Below are 16,301 nucleotides of genomic sequence, written 5' to 3'. Positions count from 1 at the left end.
ATGCATGATGTAAACAATGTTCATCTTCATGCCAGTGAAGATGACTTTTTTGTTTTTTATAAACCAGCAGGTGTGAGCTTTCATAGTGAACAATGTGCTGGTTTTGTCGTACTTGCTGAAGAGCTTGTTAATGAGAAGCTCTATCCGGTTCATCGGCTAGATAAAGTGACATCAGGTTTAATTATATTAGCCCGTAACAAAGAAGCTGCAGCCGAATTCACTTCGCTATTTTCTGATCATAAAATAAATAAGTTTTATCTGGCCGTTAGTGATGCTAAGCCTAAGAAAAAGCAAGGTTGGATAAAAGGGGATATGCAAAAAAGTCGTCGTGGTGCATTTAAGCTGTTAAAGAGCCAAACGAATCCTGCTATCACACGCTTTTATTCAAAAAGTATTCGACCAGGGCTTCGTGCATACTTGTTAAAGCCATTCTCTGGTAAAACACATCAGCTTAGAGTCGCAATGAAAAGCTTAGGCGCTCCAATTCTAGGTGATAGTACCTATGCGGGTAGTGAAGACGAGCGCACAAACTTGCATGCCTATGCACTACAATTTAGCTATAAAGGGCAGCTTAAAGAATATCGATGCGATTACACTTTAGGTGCTCATCTTAATGAAGTTTTTAACTCAGACGAATTCAAAGAGTGGACAGCTCCTTGGACGTTGGATTGGTAAATGAAAGAAACAACACAAGACATCCGTTTTGGTGGCATTAAACGTTTATATGGTCATCAACAATTTGATTGGTTACAACAAGCACATTTTTGTGTCATTGGTATTGGTGGCGTAGGTAGTTGGGCTGCTGAAGCATTGGCTCGAACGGGTGTAGGGCAATTAACCCTCATTGATTTAGATGATATTTGTGCAACCAATGTTAATCGTCAAATTCATGCTTTAACTGGCACCGTAGGCGAAGCAAAAGTAGAAGCGATGAAAACACGTTGTGAGTTGATAAACCCAGATATCAAAATTAATGTTATTGACGATTTCATTACGCTAGATAACATTCGTGAGCATATTAAAGGCTTTGACTATGTGATTGATTGTATTGATGCTGTAAAAGAAAAAGCTGCGCTTATTGCTCACTGTAAACGCATAAAACTACCGGTTATTACCACCGGAGGCGCAGGCGGGCAAACCGACCCGAGTCAAATCAGTTTTGGTGACGTTGCAAAGACAACTCATGATCCATTGCTTGCAAAAGTACGTTATATTTTGCGAAAACAGTACAACTTTAGTAGCAATCCAAAGCGAAAATTTAACGTCGATTGTGTTTATTCTACAGAGCAGCTTGTATATCCAACCTCTGAAGGTGAGGTTTGCCAAGCAAAACAAGGTGCAGATGGTTCAATGAATATGGACTGTAATAATGGTTTTGGCTCTGCAACCATGGTAACAGGCAGCTTTGGCTTTTTTGTTGCAGCCAAAGCGATTAGAAAATACCTCGATAAAAAACAGCGTAGTTTATAAAACTTATTGTTTTTGTTCAGCCATGGTTTGAATTTTATCAACCATGGCTTTAATACCATTACCACGAGAAGGGCTCAAATGACTAATTAGACCGAGTCGTTCAAATTCATCATATGCATTAATTTGCGCTGCTTGCTCCGGTGTTAGACCATTGTATAAGGCTAAAATTAAAGCCAATAGTCCTTTAACGATGCGAGTATCTGAATCGCCCGCTAAAACCAGGCTGTTTTCTGTGTGATCAAAGTCGATATATAGCCAAACTTTACTTTCACAGCCTTTAACTAGAGCATCATCTACTTTGAGTACTTCAGGCATAACAGGTAATTGCTTACCTAAGAGCATTATTTGGCGATATTTTTGCTGCCACCCAGCAACTGTTTCAATGTTTTTACTAACGGCTTCAAACGCTGAATTCATAACTTATCCAAAATTAATCTAATAACTCAATACTACTTTTAACAGCACTGATAAAGGCATCGACATCAGCTTTAGTGTTATATAACGCAAAACTTGCTCGTACAGTACCTGGGATGCCTAAATGACTCATTATAGGTTGCGTACAATGATGGCCACTACGTACCGCAACGCCAAATCCATCAAGTAGGGTGGCTAAATCAAACGGATGTTCATCACGATAATTAAAACTAATGTTACCGATGTTATCTGTTTGGTTTGAATAGATATTAATACCATCAATAGCTGATAATTGTTTTATCGCATAGTCAAAAACTGTATGCTCATGTTGACGCATTTGCTGAAAATCTAACGATATTAAATAATTTATTGCCTCACTAAAGGCAATGACACCTGCAATATTGGGTGTTCCTGCTTCAAATTTACCCGGCGCATCACGAAAAGTGCTGTGTGTTAGGTTCACTGTTTCGATCATTTCGCCACCGGTTTGATATACATCGAGCGAATTTAACAGCTCAAATCGGCCATATAGGCCTCCTAAACCTGTCGGCCCGAGCATTTTATGGGCAGAAAACACGTAAAAATCACAGGAAATTTCTTGTAAATTAGGGCGTAAATGCATCGCTGCCTGCGCACCATCAATAACCGAAATAGCATTAATGGCTTTACATGCGCTAATGATTGGCGCTAAATCAGTAATATTACCAAGAGTATTTGATGCATGGGTAATAGCGACTATTTTAGGCTTTTGTTGCTTGATAAATTCACTACAGTGCACGCTATTAATAGTTAAATCATTTTCTATCGGCAAAATAATGACTTCTGCACCGGTACGCTGAGCTAGCTGTTGCCAAGGGACTATGTTGGCGTGGTGTTCAATGGCTGATAGGGCAATTTTATCGCCAGGATTAAGCCTCGAAACCAGACCATTTGCGATTAAATTAATCGATTCGGTTGCGCCTTTGGTCCACACTATCTCATTACTTTTTACAGAAAAATAATCTGCAAGTAGCGTTCGGGTTTGTTCATAGTTGCGTGTCGCGTTTTCACTGAGGGTATGGCGGCCGCGGTGCACATTGGCATTCTCATTACTATAAAAGCGTGCAAGGGCATCAATAACCGCTTGGGGCTTTTGCGAGGTAGCCGCTGAGTCTAAATACACCAAAGGCTGCTCATTGATTGTTTCATTCAATATTGGAAAGTCAGCACGTATTTTTGTGATATCGAACATGAAAGGCCTTAAGCTACAAGAATGCGACGATTTTAATTACTTTGCACAAATAGACAAGTGCAGGGCAACAAAAAAGGCCGCATAGCGGCCTTTTTTAAACGCAAATTCGTATTAACGCTTGTCTGTTGGCACGTAATCGCGTGAAGTTTCACCAGTGTATAACTGACGAGGACGGCTGATCTTGTGACCAGGTTGAGAAAGCATCTCATCCCAGTGAGAGATCCAACCAACAGTACGTGACATTGCAAAGATTACAGTGAACATGCTTGTTGGAATACCGATTGCTTTTAAGATGATACCTGAGTAGAAATCTACGTTAGGGTAAAGTTTCTTCTCAACGAAGTATGGGTCTTCAAGTGCAATTTGCTCAAGCTTCATAGCGATATCAAGAAGTGGATCTTGAATGTTTAGCTCAGCAAGTACTTCGTGACATGTTTGACGCATTACTGTCGCACGTGGGTCGAAGTTTTTGTATACACGGTGACCAAAGCCCATAAGACGGAAAGGATCAGACTTATCTTTAGCTTTAGCAACGTACTCGTCGATACGGTCAACAGAGCCGATTTCTTCTAACATGTTAAGACATGCTTCGTTAGCACCACCGTGCGCAGGGCCCCATAGAGATGCGATACCAGCCGCGATACACGCGTAAGGGTTAGCACCTGAAGAACCAGCTAGACGAACAGTTGACGTTGATGCGTTTTGCTCATGGTCAGCGTGAAGCATGAAGATTTTGTCCATTGCTTTAGCAAGAACAGGGCTTACTTTGTATTCTTCAGCTGGTACTGAGAACATCATGTGTAAAAAGTTTTCAGCGAAGCTTAAGTCGTTACGTGGGTAAACGAACGGTTGACCTACATTGTATTTGTAAGCCATCGCAGCGATAGTTGGTAATTTAGCAACTAGCTTGATTGCGCTTGTTTTACGTTGTGTTGCGTCAGTGATGTCTAAATCTTCGTGGTAGAAAGAAGAAAGAGCACCTACAACACCACACAGCATTGCCATTGGGTGAGCGTCAAAGCGGAAACCTTGGAAGAAGTTTGCGATTTTAGTATCAAGCATTGTGTTATGCGTGATTTCTTGAGCAAACGCTTCGTATTGTTCTTTAGTCGGTAATTCGCCGTTTAATAGTAAGTAGCAAAGCTCGATGTAGTTTGATTCATCAGCTAATTGCTCGATTGGGTAACCACGGTGTAATAGAACACCTTTGCCGCCATCGATGTAAGTGATTGAAGATTCACAAGAACCGGTCGACATGAAACCTGGGTCGTAAGTGAAGTGACCGTGTGAACCTAACGTACGTACGTCGATTACGTCTTGGCCAGCAGTGCCTTGGTAAATTGGAAGTTCGATTGGATCAAGACCATCAATATGGACCGTGGCTTTCTTATCCGCCATCTATTTATCTCCTATTAAGATAACAACTCTGATTGTTATGTTCTGAATCTGTTTAAGCACATTCTTTTCATTTTAACGTGAAAGAGGGGTATAAAGTCAATTTTTATAAACATTATGCACAAATGGATAATAAATATTCTGTCAGGATTAAATATTATACTATTGGCTAATTCGCAAACGTCTCTTACTAAACAAGAATTGTAAAAAGACCTTTGGCTATATATACTATCCAAGGTTTTATACCGTATTGTCTGTAGGTAAACTTTATTTTTACATTTGAGTTTTGCATAAGTGTGAACTTTTTGTGTATCAACACGGTTTACTTAGATAGTTCCATCGAAATTCATTTTGATGGGTTTTAGAAAAACAAGTAGATGAGCCCGATAAGGGCAAGATGGGCAAGTAACTGTGAAAAAGCAAAGACCTGTAAATCTAGATCTAACAACTATATCTATGCCGGCAACGGCTAAAGCATCAATTTTACACCGCGTCACCGGTGTTGCATTATTTTTTGCTTTAACGTTTGTCATTTGGGCTTGGTCTGAGTCTCTTTCTTCTGCAGAAGGTTTTGAATTCGTCAAGGGTCTGTTCAGCGGATTCATTGCCAAATTCATAGCATGGGGCACCATTTCTGTATTGGCGTATCACTTAATTGGTGGTATCCGTCATATCATTATGGACATGGGTCACTGGGAAGAACTTGAATCAGGTAACTTCAGCGCTAAAGTTGCATTAGCTTTAGGTGTTGTAGCTGCAATTCTAGCAGGAGTGTGGATATGGTTTTAAATCAAGCAACTCTTAAACGTGATGGTGTACAAGATTTCGTATCACTACGTGCAACAGCATTAATAATCAGCGCTTACGCGATTTTTATTATCGGCTATTTTTTATGTACGCCAGAAGTCACTTTCGAAGCCTGGCAAGGCCTATTCTCTAACCTAGCAATGAAAGGGTTTACCTTAATTACCCTAGTTTGCATCATGGTTCACACCCGTATCGGCCTTTGGCAAGTTCTTACTGACTATGTTAAATGCGCTAAATTACGTGCTGTTTTAGGCTTTGTATTAAACCTTATGGCTGTTGCTTACGTAGCAATTGGTCTAATCGTTTTATGGGGTGTTTAAGTGAATTATTCTGTTCGTGAATTTGACGCTGTAGTGATTGGTGCCGGTGGTGCGGGTATGCGCGCAGCACTAGCTATCACTGAATCAGGCAAAACCTGTGCACTTATCTCAAAAGTTTTCCCTACACGTTCTCACACTGTGTCTGCACAGGGTGGTATTACGGTTGCGCTGGGTAACTCACATGAAGATAACTGGGAATGGCACATGTACGATACTGTTAAAGGTTCCGATTTTATCGGTGACCAAGACGCTATCGAATATATGTGTAAAACAGGCCCAGAAGCTATTACTGAATTAGAAAACATGGGTTTACCATTTTCTCGTTTTGAAAATGGCCGTGTTTATCAACGTCCTTTCGGCGGCCAGTCGAAAAACTTTGGTGGTGAACAGGCTGCACGTACTGCAGCAGCAGCTGACCGTACAGGTCACGCGCTATTACACTGTTTATACCAACAGAACGTTAAAAACAAAACTAACGTATTCTCTGAGTGGTACGCACTAGATTTAGTTAAAAACAGCGACGGTCACGTTGTTGGTTGTACAGCAATCGACATCGAGTCTGGTGAAGTTGTTTACTTCAAATCAAAAGCTGTTGTTTTAGCAACAGGTGGTGCAGGCCGTATCTATGCATCGACAACGAATGCACACATCAACACTGGTGACGGTGTTGGTATGGCTACACGTGCTGGCGTTGCAATGCAAGATATGGAAATGTGGCAGTTCCACCCAACAGGTATCGCCGGTGCCGGTGTACTTGTAACTGAAGGTTGTCGTGGTGAAGGTGGTTACCTTCTAAATAAAGACGGCGAACGCTTCATGGAACGTTACGCCCCAAATGCAAAAGACTTAGCATCTCGTGACGTTGTTGCTCGTTCAATGATGACTGAGATCCGTGAAGGTCGTGGTTGCGATGGTCCTTATGGTCCACACATCAAGCTTAAGCTTGACCACTTAGGTGAAGAAACACTTAACTTACGTCTTCCAGGCGTATGTGACCTTGCGAAAACATTCGCACACGTTGATCCAGCTAAAGAGCCAATTCCAGTTATCCCAACATGTCACTACATGATGGGTGGTGTTCCAACTAACGTAAATGGTCAAGCATTACAAATTGATGCGAACGGCCAAGAGAAAGTAGTTGAAGGTTTATTCGCTGTTGGTGAGATTGCATGTGTATCTGTACACGGTGCTAACCGCCTAGGTGGTAACTCACTACTTGACTTAGTTGTATTCGGCCGCGCAGCTGGTAACTTCTTAGGTAAGTACCTTAACGGTGTTGAAGCAGGTAAAGATGCGTCTGATTCAGACCTTGAAGCATCACTTGCACGCTTTAACCGTTGGGAAAGCTCTAAAGCTGGCCAAGGTGAAGACCCAGTACAAATCAAGAAAGACCTACAAATGTGTATGCAACTTAACTTCTCGGTATTCCGTGAAGGTGATGCAATGGCAACAGGTCTTAAAGAGCTTAAAGAAATTCGTGAACGTCTTCAGTACGCTCGTCTTGACGACAAGTCGACTGAGTTCAACACTGCACGTATCGAATGTCTAGAGCTTGATAACTTGATGGAAACAGCTTACTCAACAGCAGTAGCTGCAAACTTCCGTACAGAAAGCCGTGGTGCACACTCTCGTTTTGACTTCCCAGATCGTGATGACGAAAACTGGTTATGTCACTCAATCTACGATCCTAAGAGCGAAGAAATGAGCAAACGTGATGTAAACTACGCGCCGAAACTGCGTGAAGCTTTCCCACCTAAAGCACGTACATACTAGGAGCGAGACGATGGCACAAGTACAATTTTCGGTTTATCGTTACAATCCAGATGTTGATAATGCACCACGTATGCAGGACTTCTCGCTAGAAACGCAAGAAGGCCAAGATATGATGGTATTGGATGCCCTTATGCAATTGAAGGAGCAAGATCCAACATTATCATTCCGTCGTTCATGCCGTGAAGGTGTGTGTGGTTCAGACGGTATCAACATGAATGGTAAAAATGGTTTAGCGTGTATCACGCCTTTATCAACGCTACTTAAAGGTGGCAAAGGTAAAATCGTAATTCGCCCATTACCAGGTTTACCTGTGGTACGTGACCTTGTTATTGACATGAGTCAGTTCTACACTCAATACGAAAAAGTTAAGCCTTACCTAATTAACGACACGCCAGCGGCGGGTGAGCGTCTTCAGTCAATCGAAGAACGTGATAAGTTAGATGGCTTATATGAGTGTATCTTATGTGCATGTTGTTCAACATCGTGTCCTTCGTTCTGGTGGAATCCAGACAAGTTCATCGGTCCTGCGGGCCTTCTTCATGCGTATCGTTTCTTGGCTGATAGCCGCGATACAGCGACTGAAGAGCGTCTTGCTGACCTTGACGATGCGTTCAGCGTGTTCCGTTGTCACAGTATCATGAACTGTGTTAGCGTGTGTCCAAAAGGTCTTAACCCGACCAAAGCAATTGGACAAATCAAATCAATGCTTTTAAACCGCGCTGTTTAAAGCTTGAATATGTAAGGTGGTTAAGTGATTAACCACCTTGTTTTTACAACAATTAATTTCTGCGCTAAAGAAAAGGGCTTATAAATGCACGAAGGTGTGATGAAGGCATGGCTAGAATCTTCTCACTTAAACGGCGGTAACGTTGCTTACGTAGAAGAGCTTTATGAAGCGTACTTAGATGATGCGACTTCTGTGCCAGAAGAATGGCGAGAAGTGTTCGAACAATTACCAAAAGTTGATGGTGTGGATGTTGACGTTAAACATTCAGAAGTTCGTTCACAATTTGCACAGCTTGCTAAAAACAAGCATAGAGAAGTAGTGGTAGCAGAGGGTGGCTCTGGTGATCCTAAACAGGTCAAGGTGCTACAACTTATTAATGCTTTCCGTTTCCGTGGTCACCAAAATGCCAACCTAGATCCATTAGGTATTTGGCAACGCGAACGTGTTCGTGATCTAGAATTAGAGTACCACGATTTATCTGAAGCTGATTTTGACCGTGAATTCAATGTGGGTTCGTTTGCTGTCGGTCGCGAAACCATGCCATTAGGTGAGCTATATCAAGCACTCAAAACGACTTATTGTGGGTCGGTTGGTGCTGAGTATATGCACATCACTTCAACTGAAGAAAAGCGTTGGTTACAACAACGTTTAGAATCAGTGCAATCACGTCCAACGTTCTCTAAAGAAGAAAAGCTACGTATCCTTAAAGGATTAACAGCTGCAGATGGTCTTGAAAAATATTTAGGGGCTAAGTTCCCTGGTGCAAAACGTTTCTCACTTGAAGGTGGTGATGCGTTAGTACCAATGCTTAAAGAACTAATTCATCGTGCAGGTGAAAGCGGACAAAAAGAAGCTGTTATTGGTATGGCTCACCGCGGTCGCTTGAACGTACTAGTGAACGTTTTAGGTAAAAACCCATCAGAATTATTCGATGAGTTCGCTGGTAAACACAAAGACACATTAGGCTCAGGTGATGTTAAATATCACATGGGTTATTCATCTGACTTTGCAACTAAGGGTGGCAACGTGCACATGGCACTTGCATTTAACCCGTCTCACTTAGAAATCGTTAACCCAGTGGTTATGGGGTCGGTACGTGCTCGTTTAGACCGTCTAGGTGATAAGTCAGGTATTAAAGCATTACCAATTACTATTCACGGTGACTCTGCAATCGCAGGTCAAGGTGTTGTACAAGAAACATTTAACTTATCGCAAACTAATGCATTTAGTTGTGGTGGTAGTATCCGTATCGTTGTAAATAACCAAGTTGGTTTCACAACGTCTAAACAGTCTGATGTACGTTCTACACCATACTGTACTGATATTGCGAAAATGGTTCAGGCACCAATTTTCCACGTTAACTCTGACGATCCTGAAGCGGTTGCATTTGTTACTCAAATCGCACTTGATTTCAGAAACCAGTTTAAACGTGATGTAGTGATTGATTTAGTATGTTATCGCCGTCATGGTCATAACGAAGCGGATGAGCCGAACGCGACTCAACCACTTATGTACCAAAAAATCAAAAAGCATCCAGTACCTCGTCTAATTTACGCAGACCAATTAGTTGCTGAAGGTTCGTTCTCAGAAAATGAAGTAAAAGCACTTGCTGATGATTACCGTAACGGTTTAGACAAAGGCAACTGTGTTGTTGAAGAAATTCAACTAGAGACATCGCACTCTTCTGATTGGGCTAAGTTTGTTGGTCACGATTGGGATGTTGAGTACGATGCAACAGTATCGGTTGAAAAGTTAAAAGAGCTTGGCGAAAAAGTAGCAAGCTTCCCAGAAAGCCACAAAGCACAGTCGCGCGTTAAGAAAATCTACGACGACCGTAAGCTAATGGCAACAGGTGAAAAACCACTTGATTGGGGTATGGCTGAAACACTTGCTTATGCAACGCTTGTTGATGCGGGTACAGATATCCGTTTAACAGGTCAAGATTCAGGTCGTGGTACATTCTTCCACCGTCATGCTGTTGTTCATAACCAAAAAGATGCATCAACCTACTTGCCGCTGCAAAATATCAGCGAAAAGCAAGGTGCATTTGAAGTGTATGACTCAGTTCTTTCTGAAGAAGCGGTACTTGCATTTGAATATGGTTACGCAACAGCAGAACCTACGTCGCTTGTAATGTGGGAAGCACAGTTTGGTGACTTCGCGAATGGTGCACAAGTTGTATTTGACCAATTCTTAAGTTCAGGTGAGCAGAAGTGGGGTCGTTTATGTGGTCTTACATGTTTACTTCCACACGGCTACGAAGGTCAAGGTCCTGAGCATAGCTCGGCACGTTTAGAGCGTTTCTTACAGTTGTGTGCTGATCACAATATGCAAGTATGTGTTCCTTCAACTCCAGCGCAAGTTTATGCAATGCTTCGTCGTCAATCAGTACGTCCACTTCGTCGTCCATTGATTGTTATGACGCCTAAGTCGCTACTTCGTCACCCGTTGGCAACATCTTCACTTGAAGAGTTATCTGAAGGTGTGTTCCACAATATGATCGATGAAATTGATGATATTGCAGCAGATAAAGTAGAACGCGTTGTATTCTGTAGCGGTAAAGTTTATTACGAGCTACTACAAGAGCGTCGTAAGCAAGAATTAAATAACATTGCTATTGTTCGTGTAGAACAATTATATCCATTCCCACACGCTGAGATGGATACAATCATGCAGCGTTACCAACACGTTAAAGATTTTGTTTGGTGTCAAGAAGAGCCACAAAACCAAGGTGCATGGTATTGTTCTCAACACCACTTTGTTGATGCAATCCCAGCCGGTGCTAAATTAACTTACGCAGGTCGTAAAGCATCAGCATCACCAGCGTGTGGTTACATGTCAGTGCATAATAAAGAACAACAAGCGCTCGTTGCAGATGCGCTTACTATTGAAAAGAAAGGATAAGCAATGAGCACAGAAATTAAAGTTCCTGTACTTCCTGAGTCGGTTGCTGATGCTACTGTTGCAACATGGCACGTAAGTGTTGGCGACAAAGTAAGCCGCGACCAAAACTTAGTAGATATCGAAACAGATAAAGTTGTTTTAGAAGTTGTTGCACCAAATGACGGTGTAATCACTGAAATTTCACAAGAAGAAGGTGCAACGGTACTTGGCGAACAAGTAATTGCATTACTTGGTGATGCAGATGCTGCACCAGCAAGTGACGACTCTGCACCAGCTAAATCAGAAGACGCGCCAGCGGCGCAATCAGCACCAGCATCAGAAGGTAAAGAAGTGGACATTAAAGTACCTGTACTTCCAGAATCAGTCGCAGACGCGACAATTGCTACTTGGCACGTTCAACCAGGTGAAGCGGTAACACGCGACCAAAACCTTGTTGACATCGAAACTGATAAAGTTGTTCTTGAAGTTGTTGCTCAAGAAGACGGTATCATGGGTGAGCACATTCACGCTGAAGGCGAAACAGTACTTGGTGAGCAAGTAATTGGTACAGTTAAAGCGGGTGCAGCACCGGCAGCAGCAGCTCCTAAAGCTGAAGCAGCACCAGCAAGCGAATCAAATGACAGCTCTGACGTATTAACACCGTCAGTTCGTCGTTTAATCGCTGAGAAAGGTCTTGATGCATCAAAAATCAAAGGTACTGGCAAAAATGGCCGTGTAACTAAAGAAGATGTAGATACATTCTTAAAAGCACCTGCAGCAGCGCCTAAAGCAGAAGCAGCAGCGCCAGCAGCACCTATGGGTGACCGTACGCAAAAACGTGTTCCTATGACTCGTTTACGTAAAACAATCGCTAATCGTCTTCTTGAAGCGAAAAACTCAACTGCAATGTTAACGACTTTCAACGAAGTTAACATGAAGCCAATCATGGATCTTCGTAAGCAGTACCAAGAAGTTTTCGAAAAGCGTCACGGTATCCGTTTAGGTTTCATGTCTTTCTACGTGAAAGCAGTAACTGAAGCACTTAAGCGTTTCCCTGAAGTAAATGCGTCTATCGACGGTGATGACATTGTTTATCACAACTACTTCGACATCAGCATCGCGGTTTCTACACCACGTGGTCTTGTTACACCAGTACTTAAAGACTGTGACAAGCTATCAGTTGCTGAAATCGAAAAAGGTATCCGTGAGCTAGCGCTTAAAGGTCGTGACGGTAAATTATCAATTGATGATATGACAGGTGGTAACTTCACTATCACTAACGGTGGTGTATTCGGTTCATTACTATCTACACCAATCATCAACTTACCACAGTCTTCAATCTTAGGTATGCACAAAATCCAAGAGCGTCCTATGGCTGTAAATGGTAAAGTTGAAATCTTACCAATGATGTACTTAGCGTTATCTTATGATCACCGCCAAATCGATGGTAAAGAATCAGTAGGTTTCTTAGTAACAATTAAAGAGTTACTTGAAGATCCGACTCGTTTACTACTAGATGTTTAATCTGGTTGTATGAAAACTAAGCTGTGAACCTCGTTCACAGCTTTTTTTTTGCGCCTTTGGTCTAACTGGGGTTTTCATGTGGAGCCTTGGGATTTATACTAAGTGCGCAATTTGGGATAGCTGTTTATTTTGCATAAATATTCAGCTCTTTTAGTATAAAAAATTGGATAAAGCATCATGAATTTGCATGAGTATCAGGCAAAACAACTTTTTGCCGAATATGGTTTACCAGTTTCTCAAGGTTTCGCTTGCGATACACCTGAAGAAGCTGCAGCAGCTGCTGAGAAAATCGGCGGTGATATGTGGGTTGTTAAAACACAGGTTCACGCAGGTGGCCGTGGTAAAGCTGGCGGTGTTAAGCTAGTTAAAACAATCGACGAAGTTAAAGAGTTCGCTGCGAACTGGTTAGGTAAAAACTTAGTTACTTACCAAACAGACGAAAATGGTCAGCCAGTAGCTAAAATCCTTGTTGAAAGCTGCACTGACATCGCTAACGAATTATACCTTGGCGCTGTAGTAGATCGTGCTTCTCGTAAAGTTGTTTTCATGGCATCTACTGAAGGTGGTGTTGAAATCGAGCAAGTTGCAGAAGAAACTCCAGAATTAATTCACAAAGCTGAGATCGATCCATTAGTTGGTCCTCAAGCTTACCAAGCTCGTGAATTAGGTTTCAAACTAGGTTTAAACCCTACTCAAATGAAACAGTTCGTTAAGATCTTCATGGGTCTTGCAAACATGTTCAACGATTTCGATTTCGCATTATTAGAAATCAACCCGCTAGTAATCACAGACGAAGGTAACCTTCACTGTCTAGACGGTAAAATCGGTGTAGATGGTAACGCGCTTTACCGTCAACCTAAAATCCGTGAAATGCACGATCCTTCACAAGAAGACGCGCGTGAAGCTCACGCTGCAAGCTTCGAGCTTAACTACGTTGCACTAGACGGTAACGTTGGTTGTATGGTTAACGGTGCAGGCCTAGCGATGGGTACTATGGACATCGTAAACCTACACGGTGGCAAGCCAGCTAACTTCCTAGATGTTGGTGGCGGCGCAACTAAAGAGCGTGTATCTGAAGCATTCAAGATCATCTTATCTGACGACAACGTTAAAGCTGTTTTAGTTAACATCTTTGGTGGTATCGTTCGTTGTGACATGATCGCAGAAGGTATCATCGGTGCAGTTAAAGAAGTAGGTGTAAATGTTCCTGTAGTAGTACGTTTAGAAGGTACTAACGCTGAACTTGGTCGTGAAGTACTAGCTAGTTCTGACCTTAACATCATCGCTGCTGAATCACTAACAGACGCAGCTGAAAAAGTTGTTGCTGCTGCGGAGGGCAAATAATGTCTGTATTAATCAATAAAGATACAAAAGTTATCTGTCAAGGTTTCACAGGTGGCCAAGGTACTTTCCACTCTGAGCAAGCGCTTGAGTACGGTACGCAAATGGTTGGTGGTGTAAGCCCAGGTAAAGGCGGTCAAACGCACCTTGGTCTTCCAGTATTCAACACAGTACGTGACGCTGTTGAAGCAACTGGCGCAACTGCATCAGTTATCTATGTACCAGCACCTTTCTGTAAAGATGCAATCTTAGAAGCTATCGATGCTGGCATCGAGCTAATCGTTTGTATCACTGAAGGTATCCCAACACTAGACATGGTTGACGTTAAAGTTAAGCTTGATGAAACTGGTGTTCGTATGATCGGTCCTAACTGCCCAGGTGTTATCACTCCGGGTGAAACTAAGATCGGTATCATGCCTGGTCACATCCACAAGCCTGGTAAAGTAGGTATCGTATCACGTTCTGGTACTCTTACTTATGAAGCGGTTAAGCAAACTACTGACGCTGGTTTCGGCCAATCAACATGTGTTGGTATCGGTGGTGACCCAATCCCTGGCACTAACTTCATCGACGTTTTAGAAATGTTCGAAAAAGACGAGCAAACTGAAGCTATCGTTATGATCGGTGAAATCGGTGGTACTGCAGAAGAAGAAGCTGCAGAATACATCAAGCACAACGTGACTAAACCTGTTGTTTCTTACATTGCTGGTGTTACTGCACCTGCAGGTAAGCGTATGGGTCACGCTGGTGCAATCATCGCAGGTGGTAAAGGTACTGCTGATGAGAAATTTGCTGCATTAGAAGCTGCTGGCGTAAAAACTGTACGTTCATTAGCTGATATCGGTAATGCACTTAAAGAGAAAACAGGCTGGTAATCAGTTCTAATCTCTTAAAAAAGGCTCGCTTATGCGGGCCTTTTTTGTATTTATCCCTTTCTTATAACTCGCACGAAAATTCCACCTATAAATTAAGAATAATAATGCTTTATTTGTGAATATAAATTCTCTACACTTGTGGCTTGTATATCTGTTTTTATTAAAACATTCGACTTTAATAAGGTAAATATTACGTGCGTACCACAGAATTGGTAGATGGATTTCGCCAGTCAACTCCATACGTTAATGCTCACCGCGGTAAAACATTCGTTGTTATGCTTGGCGGAGAGGCGATCGATCAGTCTGGTTGTCGCAGCATCATCAACGATGTCGCGTTATTAACTAGTCTTGGTATTAAGATTGTTTTAGTGTTTGGTGCTCGCCCACAGTTTAACGCAGCGCTTGAACAAGTTGGCATAACTAGTCAGTTTCATAATGTGATACGGGTAACTGATAACGCAACATTTGATGTAATTAAAAAAGTTGCGGGTGCAATGCAGTTCGATATAACCGCGCGTTTATCTACGTCTTTAAGTAGTACACCTATGTCTGGCTCATTTTTAAATGTGGTGAGTGGTAATTTTGTTATTGCTCAGCCTTTAGGTGTTGATGAAGGTGTTGACTATCATCATTCAGGTAGAGTGAGACGTATCGATGTTGCGGGTATTCGCCACCAGTTAGATAACAACGGAATTGTGCTGCTTGGGCCAATAGCGGCGTCTGTTACAGGTGAAAGCTTTAACTTAACAGCTGAAGAAATTGCTACGCAAGTAGCTCTCAAACTACGCGCCGATAAAATGCTTGGCTTTTGTAAAGAAGCCGGTATTTTGGATGAAAATGGTGAAGCAATTGCAGAGCTAATGCCAAATGAAGCTGAGCAGCTACTAGCAAGCTATCGTAAGCAACCTGACTCATGTGTCAGCGCCACTGTTTTCTTACAAGCTGCAATTGATGCTTGTCGAGGTGGTGTACATCGTTGCCATCTTGTTAGTTACAAAGAAGATGGCGCCTTATTACAAGAGCTGTTCTCTTTAGATGGTATTGGTACACAAATCGCACCACAAAGCTCTGAGCAATTACGAAGTGCCAGTATTGCTGATATTACCGGAATCATTAACCTTATTAGACCCCTTGAACAACAAGGCTATTTAGTGCGCCGTTCTCGTGAACAGCTAGAAATCGAAATTGAACAATTTACGGTTATTGAGCGTGATGGGCTAATCATTGCCTGTGCGGCTTTGTATCCGTTTGCTGATGAACAAGTTGGGGAGTTCGCAAGTTTGGCTGTTCACCCTCAGTACCGAGATGCCGACCGCGGAAGTTATCTACTGAGGTTTATTATTAACAAGGCTAAACGTGCAGGTTATTCGCATTTATTTGCTCTCACCACACGCAGCATTCACTGGTTTTTAGAGCAAAGCTTTGAAATAGTGACAGTTGATGAACTACCTGCGAAGAAAAAAGCGCTATATAATCATGAACGCCGCTCTAAAGTATTGCGTCTAGATTTAACTAAACTAGGTAATAAGCGGTGACGCATG

14 protein-coding genes are annotated in these 16,301 nt (G+C 42.2%); 11 read left to right on the top strand and 3 right to left on the bottom strand.

Going from position 1 to position 16,301, the window contains the following annotated elements:
• Both L1266_RS01805 and tcdA read left to right on the top strand, forming a co-directional pair.
• Positions 1–675, top strand: coding sequence for a TIGR01621 family pseudouridine synthase (locus tag L1266_RS01805; protein ID WP_235376693.1), 675 nt, complete (start codon positions 1–3; stop codon positions 673–675).
• Positions 676–1,470, top strand: coding sequence for a tRNA cyclic N6-threonylcarbamoyladenosine(37) synthase TcdA (tcdA, locus tag L1266_RS01800; RefSeq protein ID WP_138600668.1), 795 nt, complete (start codon positions 676–678; stop codon positions 1,468–1,470).
• 3 nt (positions 1,471–1,473) lie between these two features.
• On the opposite strand, the gene L1266_RS01795 is transcribed toward tcdA, so the two are convergent.
• The 3 genes from L1266_RS01795 to L1266_RS01785 form a co-directional block, all read right to left on the bottom strand.
• Entirely contained in the window at positions 1,474–1,887 is a 414-nt protein-coding gene (locus L1266_RS01795; protein ID WP_235376692.1) for a SufE family protein, read from the bottom strand.
• Between the two features lie 13 nt (positions 1,888–1,900).
• Positions 1,901–3,115 carry an aminotransferase class V-fold PLP-dependent enzyme gene (locus L1266_RS01790; protein WP_235376691.1) on the bottom strand — a complete coding sequence of 405 codons (1,215 nt, stop codon included), beginning with the start codon at positions 3,113–3,115 and terminating at the stop codon, positions 1,901–1,903.
• A 111-nt stretch (positions 3,116–3,226) separates the two neighbouring features.
• Complete coding sequence (locus tag L1266_RS01785; protein WP_054551373.1) at positions 3,227–4,513, bottom strand: citrate synthase; 1,287 nt, start codon at positions 4,511–4,513, stop codon at positions 3,227–3,229.
• A 408-nt stretch (positions 4,514–4,921) separates the two neighbouring features.
• On the opposite strand from L1266_RS01785, the gene sdhC reads away from it, so the two are divergent.
• The 9 genes from sdhC (at position 4,922) to argA (ending at position 16,295) form a co-directional block, all read left to right on the top strand.
• Entirely contained in the window at positions 4,922–5,299 is a 378-nt protein-coding gene (gene sdhC / locus L1266_RS01780; protein ID WP_082389167.1) for a succinate dehydrogenase, cytochrome b556 subunit, read from the top strand.
• On the top strand, positions 5,290–5,637 hold the full coding sequence (sdhD, locus tag L1266_RS01775; RefSeq protein ID WP_054551371.1) for a succinate dehydrogenase, hydrophobic membrane anchor protein: 348 nt from the start codon (positions 5,290–5,292) through the stop codon (positions 5,635–5,637). Before sdhC ends, sdhD begins: the two co-directional genes overlap by 10 nt.
• Positions 5,638–7,410 (top strand): succinate dehydrogenase flavoprotein subunit, encoded by a 1,773-nt coding sequence (gene sdhA / locus L1266_RS01770; RefSeq protein ID WP_054551370.1) that lies wholly within the window; start codon positions 5,638–5,640, stop codon positions 7,408–7,410.
• Positions 7,411–7,420: 10 nt separating this feature from the next.
• Positions 7,421–8,137, top strand: coding sequence for a succinate dehydrogenase iron-sulfur subunit (locus L1266_RS01765; RefSeq protein WP_054551369.1), 717 nt, complete (start codon positions 7,421–7,423; stop codon positions 8,135–8,137).
• 84 nt (positions 8,138–8,221) lie between these two features.
• Positions 8,222–11,041, top strand: coding sequence for a 2-oxoglutarate dehydrogenase E1 component (locus L1266_RS01760; RefSeq protein WP_138600672.1), 2,820 nt, complete (start codon positions 8,222–8,224; stop codon positions 11,039–11,041).
• A 3-nt stretch (positions 11,042–11,044) separates the two neighbouring features.
• Positions 11,045–12,544 (top strand): 2-oxoglutarate dehydrogenase complex dihydrolipoyllysine-residue succinyltransferase, encoded by a 1,500-nt coding sequence (gene odhB / locus L1266_RS01755; RefSeq protein ID WP_166340241.1) that lies wholly within the window; start codon positions 11,045–11,047, stop codon positions 12,542–12,544.
• 177 nt (positions 12,545–12,721) lie between these two features.
• Positions 12,722–13,888 (top strand): ADP-forming succinate--CoA ligase subunit beta, encoded by a 1,167-nt coding sequence (sucC, locus tag L1266_RS01750; protein ID WP_054551366.1) that lies wholly within the window; start codon positions 12,722–12,724, stop codon positions 13,886–13,888.
• The gene (gene sucD, locus L1266_RS01745; RefSeq protein ID WP_054551365.1) at positions 13,888–14,760 is read left to right on the top strand and encodes a succinate--CoA ligase subunit alpha; all 873 of its coding nucleotides are present in this window, start codon (positions 13,888–13,890) and stop codon (positions 14,758–14,760) included. Before sucC ends, sucD begins: the two co-directional genes overlap by 1 nt.
• Positions 14,761–14,954: 194 nt before the next feature.
• Complete coding sequence (argA, locus tag L1266_RS01740) at positions 14,955–16,295, top strand: amino-acid N-acetyltransferase (protein WP_235376689.1); 1,341 nt, start codon at positions 14,955–14,957, stop codon at positions 16,293–16,295.
• Positions 16,296–16,301: the final 6 nt, after the last annotated feature.

Source organism: Pseudoalteromonas sp. Cn5-37, assembly GCF_021532495.1.
In the GTDB taxonomy this organism is placed as follows: domain Bacteria; phylum Pseudomonadota; class Gammaproteobacteria; order Enterobacterales; family Alteromonadaceae; genus Pseudoalteromonas; species Pseudoalteromonas simplex.
Note: the sequence above shows the minus strand (reverse complement) of the source record. Positions and strands in the feature narration are given on the sequence as shown.